We start from the raw sequence: 8,556 nt of genomic DNA, 5'->3' as shown, positions 1-8,556 counted from the left end.
TGATAAGTCTTGAACTGGCACTTTTATAGGCATTGATGAATTTCGATAATTCACTGTTGGGGTGTGCTTTGAACAAAATATGAATATGATCAATATCGTGATTCCATTCAACTAATGTGATATTATATTTTTCACTCAACGACACAAATTTATCTTTAGCATAGTCTGAAATAGTATCATCTATTACTTTCCTTCGATACTTTACGACTAACACAAGATGGTAATACATCGAGAACACCGAATGGTTATTACTGTCCAACTTCATTATAATATCAACTCCGATACTTTATATGACTGATTATACCATATTGAGCAAAGAGGCAAAAGAAAAAGACTTTGGGCTGTCACCCAACCGAAATTCATCTCCCCCTTACCGTTGGGCTACGCCCTTCACACGCTTGAAGAGGGAGACTTCTTTCGGAAGTACGTTAAATGCGTAGGTTGTTGTTCTACGTCGGTTAGTATGTTGCGGTGGCAGTGTCATTTATGCTGTTACCATGGGATAACTGGCTGTAAGTCCGCGATTGATTAAAATTTTACTTGTTTTCATCAAATTTTCACAATCGATGTGTACGCTTAGAATATAAGTTTAAGGAAAAAGCAATTTGTTGGAGATTGGCCTGTAAGTAGAATGATTTTTCTTTTCTTCTGTTTATTGGAGTAGCTTACAAAAAGAAAGTCAATAGCTACAAGTTATAATATGGTCTAGCAGTTTGGTTTTTGTCGTATATTTAACCAATGTTATTTTTAGAAAGAGGGATATTCATGAGTGGAATTGAAGCAGATACAATGTTAATTGTCGGAATGTTTTTAGCCATGGGTGCAGGGGCATTATCGTTTTTGTCTCCTTGTGTACTACCGATTTTTCCGGCTTACTTGTCGTACATTACAGGCATAAGCGTAAAAGAATTACAAGGTAGCAAGAATACTAAAGTTAGGAAGGAGATTCTAAGTCATTCACTATTCTTCCTTCTTGCAGTATCACTTGTTTTTATTGGTCTAGGTGCAAGTGCATCGTTTTTAGGCCAGTGGGTGCAGAATTTATTAATCGGAAATTCAGGATTACTCATTCAACGAATTGCTGGTATTTTTATTATCTTTATGGGGCTATTTGTAGCTGGTTGGATCCAAATACCAGCTCTAATGAAGGAAAGACGTTTTCAACAATCTAAAAAACGAGCTGGTTACATCGGTACTTTTTTTATTGGATTAGGCTTTGCTGCTGGTTGGACACCTTGTATTGGTCCAATATTTGGTTCTATATTATTTCTAGCCGCAAGTAATCCAGGACAAGGGATCTTTTATACTATGATGTATGTCATTGGCTTTACATTACCGTTCTTAGTGTTAAGTTTTTTTCTAGGCTCTACGAAGTGGATTGTTCGCCGAAGTGGCATCATCATGAAAGTTGGGGCAGTCATGATGATTATGATGGGACTTATTTTGTTTTTTGGACTCATGCCATCAATCACAGGATTCTTGCTTGATTTAGTAGAAAACACTTGGTTATCTAAGTTAGGATAAAACAGGAGGGTTTGACAAATGAAAAAGTCGGTGATGGTGATTGTTCTTGTATTGATGTTTGGCTGGACAGTGTATCATTTTGTATTAAACACGGATGACTTGTCAGCAGAAGATGACAATAATGAATCAGGAAATTCGACAGATATAGAAGTAGGATTAGAGCTCGGCAATATGGCGCCTGATATTACAGTGAAAACTTTCGAAGGAGAAGATGTGCACCTCTCTGACTTTCGTGGTGAGCGTGTTATGTTAAACTTTTGGGCATCATGGTGTGGGCCTTGTCGTGCAGAAATGCCTGATATGGAAAAATTTCATCAAAATACAGACGTTAAAATTCTAGCAGTAAATTTAATTGAAACGGAGTCAAATGAACAACAAGTGCTAAGTTTTATCGAGGAGTATGGTCTAACGTTTCCCGTTTTTCTTGATGAAGGAAATGCTGCAGCAACTACATACCGTATTCAACCAGTACCAACAACTTTTTTAATTAACTCAGATGGAACCATTCATAATAAAGCATTTGGTGCATTAAATTATGAACTAATGGTTCAAGAGTTTGCAAAGATGAAATAACAGTTTGTTTTCTCTACAATGGATTAGAGGTGTTTACGATGAAACAGACGATATTAATTGTTGAAGATGACCAAATGATTCGTAACCTTGTAAGAATTTATTTGGAAAAAGACGGATATGATGTCATAGAGGCGGCGGATGGTAAGGAAGCAAAGGAAAGCTTTTTAATGCACCATCCTTGCTTGATTATTCTCGATTTAATGTTACCAAAACTAAGTGGGGAAGACTTTTGCAAATGGGTGAAAGAGCAGGAACCAAATGAAGTGTCGATTATTATGCTATCTGCTAAAACAAAAGTTGATGATAAAATTAACGGGCTTAGAATTGGTGCTGATGACTATATAACAAAACCGTTTCATCCTGATGAACTGCTTGCTCATGTGGAGGCAGTTTTACGTCGAACAGGCCAGTATTGTCAAAAGGTAACGTTTGACGGATTATGCATGAAGCCGAGAAAAGGAGAAGTATTGCTATTTGATAAAGTACTTGACTTAACAAAACATGAATTCAATCTTCTATTCCATTTTATGAAAAATCCAAATATCGTTTTATCAAGAGAAGATTTAATTGAGCAACTATATCCAAATGCAGATAAAACGGTTTTAGACCGTACCATTGATGCTCATATCAAAAAGTTAAGAGGTAAAATAGAAAGCAATCCATCTTCCCCAAAACGTATCCGAACTGTCCGAGGAATGGGGTATACTTTTGTCCATGAATAAACATAAAAAGTCGTGGTTCCCAAAGAAGTTCTTGATACGCTTGACCTTATTAAACATCTTGATTGTTTCTTTATTTATTGTTCTTAGTAGTTGGGCGATATATCATACAGCTTGCTTTTTAGTTGAAGGAATGGGAACTATGAATCATTGGAAGCAAAGACAGTTTAATGCAACGCTGTTTCATTATCTGTGGATGTTCAGTTTGATTGCAATCATTGTTGGAAGTATGATTCATTTTTATTTCACGAAAAAATTAATGAAACCTTTAAGAAAATTAATAGTATCTACAAAGAGTATGAAATCAGGCAATTATCCGGAACCGCTTGAAGTTACTTCGAATGATGAAATAGGGCAATTAATTGAGCATTTTAATGGGCTAGTTGGACAATTAAAGTCGAATCATGAACATCGACAAAAATTAGTAACGGATTTATCGCATGAGTTAAGAACACCATTAACAAATTTGAATGGGTATTTAAATGCACTGAAAAATGGAGTGATTGTTGGAGACGAAAAATTATATCACTCACTCTATAAAGAATCCGAGCGACTAACGAAAATGGTTACACAACTTGAAGCTTTAAAAGAGTGGGATTATATTTCAGAGCAGTCTTATGTAGAAAAGGAAAAAATAGCGATCGATGTGCTTATTAAAGAGTCTATAAAGATGTTTTACTGGCAACTGCAGGATAGAAATATTTCAGTGAAAGTTCAAGTAGAACATGTGGAAATAAATATATATAAAGAGGGGATGTCTCAGGCGATTAGTAACCTCCTTGATAATGCCATTCGATATTATGAAGGCAGGGGGCCAATTACAATTATTGGCAAAAGGGTAAGATCTGAATATCACGTTTCGATTTCAGGTCCAAGCCAGGAAATTTCTCCTGAAAACGAGGAGAAGATATTTGAAAGATTTTACCGATTGGATGCATCCCGTAACCGTGAGACAGGAGGTACGGGTCTTGGGCTAAGTATTACAAAAGAAATTATTGAACAACATTATGGGAAAATAGCATGTAAAGCTAATGAAGATACCAATACATTTTGGTTCAGAATACCGTTTTAAACACACTTCTGTTGCCTATTTTAGACAGCATAAGTGTTTTTTTAGTCAAGTTTATCAAGGTATAGAAAGAAATTGGAAGTGCTAATTTCCTTAAAAACAGAACGTCATTTTTTATCATTATATGTATATACACAATGATATCTATTGATATTTGAAGGTGGGCGCTATTTATATGCTTTCTAATTGAAAGAAAAGGAAAACATCGTTATGATAACAAATAGGAGTTGATATGCATGCAAACTATACAATCTAAAGAGCAATTTCGTGAATTAAAAGATAATGGAAAAACAATCTTCGTATTTTCTGCTGACTGGTGTCCAGATTGTCGATTTATTGAGCCTTTTATGCCAGAGGTTATCGAGAAACATAAAGAATATACGTTTCGTCTTATTGATCGTGATGAATTTATCGATATATGCCAAGAACTAGATGTGTTTGGCATTCCAAGTTTTATTGCTTTTCATAACGGAACAGAAGTTGGTAGGTTCGTGAGTAAAGATAGAAAAACAGAGGAAGAAATTAATCAATTTATTGATCAGTTACCAAGTGAATGATGATATAAGTCATTGTTCTCCCGTTACCCAAATAGGAGGCAATTAGATGAAAAAAAATATGACGAGCTTCAAAATGAAAAGTATTTTAGAAGAAAGATTAAAAGATGAAGATATTCGCACATCATACAATCGGAATAATGATACATTGCGTGTAGAATGGAAGGAATCCAAACAAGGTGTGACAGTAGCAGTTCCAAATATTGTAGGAAAATATCAAGTCGATGGGGAACAGGCAATTGATGAGATTGTAGAGCATTTACAAGAGTCTTTACGAATCATGAATCAAACATACGAATTAACTGGAATGGAAAAAAATATATTTCCGGTTATTCGATCCACTTCCTTTCCAACTGAAACAAAAGCGAAAACAAACCTTGTTTATCAAGACCATACAGCAGAAACACGTATTTTTTATGCATTAGATTTAGGTAAATCATATCGATTGATTGATGAACCAATGTTAGAAAAAGAAGGTTGGACGAAAGATAGAATAGAGGAAATTGCTACGTTTAATTTACGTTCATTGAAAACTGAACCACGTAAAGATCGAGTTGCTGACAATGATTTTTATTTCATTGCGACGCAAGATGGTTACGATGCAAGTCGTATTTTAAACGAGGCATTTTTAGAAGAAATGCAGGCCAATGCAAAAGGTGAAGTAGCTGTTGCAGTTCCGCATCAAGACGTGCTGATTATTGCTGATATTCAAAATAAAACTGGCTATGATATCCTTGCGCAAATGACGATGCAATTTTTTGCAGATGGACGAATTCCTATCACTTCATTATCCTTTATTTATGAAGATAAAACATTAACACCTATTTTTATACTTGCTAAAAATCGGCCAGAATAAGATGGAGAAAGAGGTTGGAACATGAACGTATTTTATAATCAAAAAGGGATTGGTGATGTTTTAATTGTCCCGGTAAAAGATGGTAACCGATATGACATAACAGAAGAAGCATTCGGTCCCATAACGAAAATTACTACAGTTAATGGTGAATTGTTAGGATATAATATATTTCAGGCCTCAACATTGCTATCTATTGATACAGAAGTAGCCGGAAGCATGAAGCTGACAGAGGAACTAATCGGTGAAATGAAACAACTTTTTGAAAAAAACGGATTAACAGATCCATTAGATTTTGATTTGAGTCCGAAATTTGTAGTAGGGTATGTGAAGGAGAAAAACCAACATGAAAACGCAGATAAATTAAGTGTTTGTCAAGTTGATGTTGGAAGTGAAACCTTACAAATCGTTTGTGGTGCACCGAATGTTGATAAAGGACAAAGAGTTGTAGTTGCTAAAGTTGGTGCAGTTATGCCGAGTGGATTACAAATAAAACCAACGAGCTTACGTGGTGTCGCATCAAATGGTATGATTTGTTCTCAAAAAGAATTAGGTTTACCAAATGCTCCAGAAGAAAAAGGAATCTATGTATTGGAAGAATCCTATGAGATTGGACAAGCATTTGAATTTTAATATAGAATAAAAGCAATCTATGTTTATTTCTAACATAGGTTGCTTCTTTTTTATCACAGGTTAAAGAAGCTAAAATTTGTTGTATAATAAAATTTCTAGCTTTCATGAATAAGACAATCCTATGTTGACGTATCATAGAACGTCGTGTTTTTCGCAAGTTATTTGTAAGTTAAATGGCGTAAGGTCTTTTTACCTACTTTAAAATTACTAGAAAACTGCTAAAATAGAGTGAGAGTGTACTAGAACAAAAGGAAATGAGTGAACGATATGTGGGATAAGTGGAAGAAGCGAATAGAGAATTTTATATGGAAAGAAGTGGAGGTTGAAGTGGAAGAAGAGGATGATACATATATTCAGTATGATGAACGGTCGCCGATTCAAGCTAAAATAGCATATAAATATCCCAGTAAGGATGCTTTTCAAATCCCATCTCATTCCATAAAATCTAATAAACCATCAAGTAAACACGAGATAGAAAATATACCAGCTTATAAAAGAAGGAACCGGATACGTCAAGAAGAGCAAATACCACATGAGCAAAATAAGCGATTGCAGCGGACAAAAGAGGAGACACCAATAAAAAAACGTGCGCCCTTTAAAGTGAATGAGGTTGCTTCCCCTATTTACGGTTATCAGAAACGCCAAGAAAAAAGGGAAGTTTCAATACCAGCTTATAAAAGAAAAAATGCGCAAAGGCAAACAAGTACAGAATTTATCCAACCACTTAAAGAGGTTGCAAGTACAATGGAAGAAAGAAAAGAGCAACATTCTTATACAGAACAAACACATGAGGCTAGTAGTACCGTGAGAAAATTCCCAGAACAAGAGATATCCAAACGTACTACACAACAAGCACAAACAGCGCACAATCAAGTTGCGAAGCTCATTCCATTTAATGTGCTGATGACATCAGAAGATAAACAAAAAATACGAAGTGAACAAAGTTTGCAGATGGGAATGAAACAACAGGAGCATATTCAAACTGAAAAGCAAGCATTCACGCAGCATACTGAGATGGATTCAGCGAAAATAGAAGAGTCAGAATTAGAAAAGCCTATTTCAACAATGCCTTTACACTTATTAAACGACCTTGTAAATGGCGACGGTGATAATCATGAATGGATTGAACAACAACAAGTGTTACTAGAACAGACGTTACAGCATTTTAAAATTCGTGCAAAAGTAGTTAATATCTCACAAGGTCCGTCAGTTACAAGATTTGAAGTGCAACCCGAATTGGGAGTGAAGGTAAGTAGAATTAAAAACTTGAGTGACGATTTAAAACTAAATATGGCGGCTAAAGATATTAGAATTGAGGCACCGATACCCGGGAAAAATACAATTGGGATAGAAGTACCTAATTTGAATAGAAGAGCAGTTAGTTTGCTTGAAATTTTTGAAACAGAAGCGTTTAAGCAAAGTGAAGCTCCTTTAACGGTACCATTAGGTTTAGATGTTGAGGGTACGCCTGTTATGACAAATATTCAAAAGATGCCGCATGGTCTCATCGCAGGTGCGACGGGATCTGGAAAAAGTGTTTGTATCAATACGATTATGATTAGTCTGTTATACAAGGCAAGTCATGAAGATGTAAAATTTTTATTAATTGACCCGAAAATGGTTGAGCTAGCACCTTATCATGATATCCCTCATCTAATTGCACCAGTAATTACGGATGTAAAGGCAGCAACAGCAGCGCTAAAGTGGGCAGTAGCAGAAATGGAAAGAAGATATGAGTTGTTTGTAAAAGAAAGTGTACGTGATATGACACGCTATAATGAAAAGATGCGAAAACAAAACCGCCCAGACGATAATATGCCGTATTTGATTATTGTAATAGATGAATTGGCCGACTTAATGATGGTATCTCCACAAGATGTGGAAGATGCGATTTGTCGTATAGCTCAAAAGGCGCGTGCTTGTGGAATTCATCTCCTACTGGCTACACAACGCCCTTCTGTAGATGTCATTACGGGTCTTATTAAAGCTAATATACCTACTAGGATTGCATTCAGCGTTTCATCGCAAGTCGATTCTAGAACAATGATAGATCATGTTGGTGCTGAAAAGCTTTTAGGAAAAGGGGATATGCTGTTTGTCGAAAACGGAGCAGGAAAAAGTATTCGACTACAAGGTGCTTTTGTTTCCGATGAAGAAATTGAGCGCGTTACTGCGCACGTTCGCAAGATAGCCCCACCACAATATGAGTTTGAACAAGAAGCATTGTTAGAACAAGTACTTTTTGAAGAAGAGGAAGATGAATTATTACATGATGCGATAGAATTTGTGATGGAGCATCAGAGTGCAAGTACATCTTTATTACAAAGAAGGTTTAAAATAGGGTATAATCGAGCAGCAAGACTAATTGATTCAATGGAAGCAAAAGGGATTATATCGGGTCAAAATGGAAGTAAACCAAGAGAGGTTCTAATCACCTCTTCACAGTTTGAACAGATGAATTTATAATCGTCTTTATACTGATAAATATGTAGCAGAACAAAATAGTTATACTTTATCGAGTCTTGTCTCGTCGACTCGCCGATGTATAAAGAATTGATGTCCTGCCGTTAAGTGAATGAAGTTTAATTTTAATTTAACAAACTACATAAATTAATCGTAACATGCTGAAGG

9 protein-coding genes are annotated in these 8,556 nt (G+C 35.6%); 8 read left to right on the top strand and 1 reads right to left on the bottom strand.

Annotated elements, in window-relative coordinates; genetic code table 11:
• Positions 1 to 265 (bottom strand): IS200/IS605 family transposase (tnpA, locus tag ACFFIS_RS08910; RefSeq protein ID WP_390187061.1); only part of this gene is annotated, 265 nt, incomplete at its 3' end.
• 500 nt (positions 266 to 765) lie between these two features.
• On the opposite strand from tnpA, the gene ACFFIS_RS08905 reads away from it, so the two are divergent.
• The 8 genes from ACFFIS_RS08905 (at position 766) to ACFFIS_RS08870 (ending at position 8,391) form a co-directional block, all read left to right on the top strand.
• On the top strand, positions 766 to 1,524 hold the full coding sequence (locus ACFFIS_RS08905) for a cytochrome c biogenesis CcdA family protein (RefSeq protein ID WP_320379438.1): 759 nt from the start codon (positions 766 to 768) through the stop codon (positions 1,522 to 1,524).
• Positions 1,525 to 1,542: 18 nt separating this feature from the next.
• Complete coding sequence (locus tag ACFFIS_RS08900) at positions 1,543 to 2,097, top strand: TlpA family protein disulfide reductase (protein ID WP_390187059.1); 555 nt, start codon at positions 1,543 to 1,545, stop codon at positions 2,095 to 2,097.
• Between the two features lie 38 nt (positions 2,098 to 2,135).
• Positions 2,136 to 2,819: a response regulator transcription factor gene (locus ACFFIS_RS08895; RefSeq protein WP_320379436.1), complete on the top strand. Its 684-nt coding sequence runs from the start codon at positions 2,136 to 2,138 to the stop codon at positions 2,817 to 2,819.
• On the top strand, positions 2,812 to 3,888 hold the full coding sequence (locus ACFFIS_RS08890) for a sensor histidine kinase (RefSeq protein ID WP_390187057.1): 1,077 nt from the start codon (positions 2,812 to 2,814) through the stop codon (positions 3,886 to 3,888). Before ACFFIS_RS08895 ends, ACFFIS_RS08890 begins: the two co-directional genes overlap by 8 nt.
• A 233-nt stretch (positions 3,889 to 4,121) precedes the next feature.
• Positions 4,122 to 4,442, top strand: a complete 321-nt coding sequence (locus tag ACFFIS_RS08885) for a thioredoxin family protein (RefSeq protein WP_390187055.1) — start codon at positions 4,122 to 4,124, stop codon at positions 4,440 to 4,442.
• A gap of 46 nt (positions 4,443 to 4,488) precedes the next feature.
• Positions 4,489 to 5,295 carry a DUF1444 domain-containing protein gene (locus tag ACFFIS_RS08880; protein WP_390187052.1) on the top strand — a complete coding sequence of 269 codons (807 nt, stop codon included), beginning with the start codon at positions 4,489 to 4,491 and terminating at the stop codon, positions 5,293 to 5,295.
• Positions 5,296 to 5,316: 21 nt separating this feature from the next.
• Positions 5,317 to 5,925, top strand: a complete 609-nt coding sequence (gene ytpR, locus ACFFIS_RS08875; protein WP_320379433.1) for a YtpR family tRNA-binding protein — start codon at positions 5,317 to 5,319, stop codon at positions 5,923 to 5,925.
• Between the two features lie 267 nt (positions 5,926 to 6,192).
• Positions 6,193 to 8,391, top strand: a complete 2,199-nt coding sequence (locus ACFFIS_RS08870) for a DNA translocase FtsK (RefSeq protein WP_390187051.1) — start codon at positions 6,193 to 6,195, stop codon at positions 8,389 to 8,391.
• The last annotated feature ends 165 nt before the right edge of the window (positions 8,392 to 8,556 follow it).

This window comes from Paracerasibacillus soli (assembly GCF_042432965.1).
GTDB lineage: Bacteria > Bacillota > Bacilli > Bacillales > Amphibacillaceae > Paracerasibacillus > Paracerasibacillus soli.
This window is presented reverse-complemented; position numbering and strand designations above follow the sequence as displayed.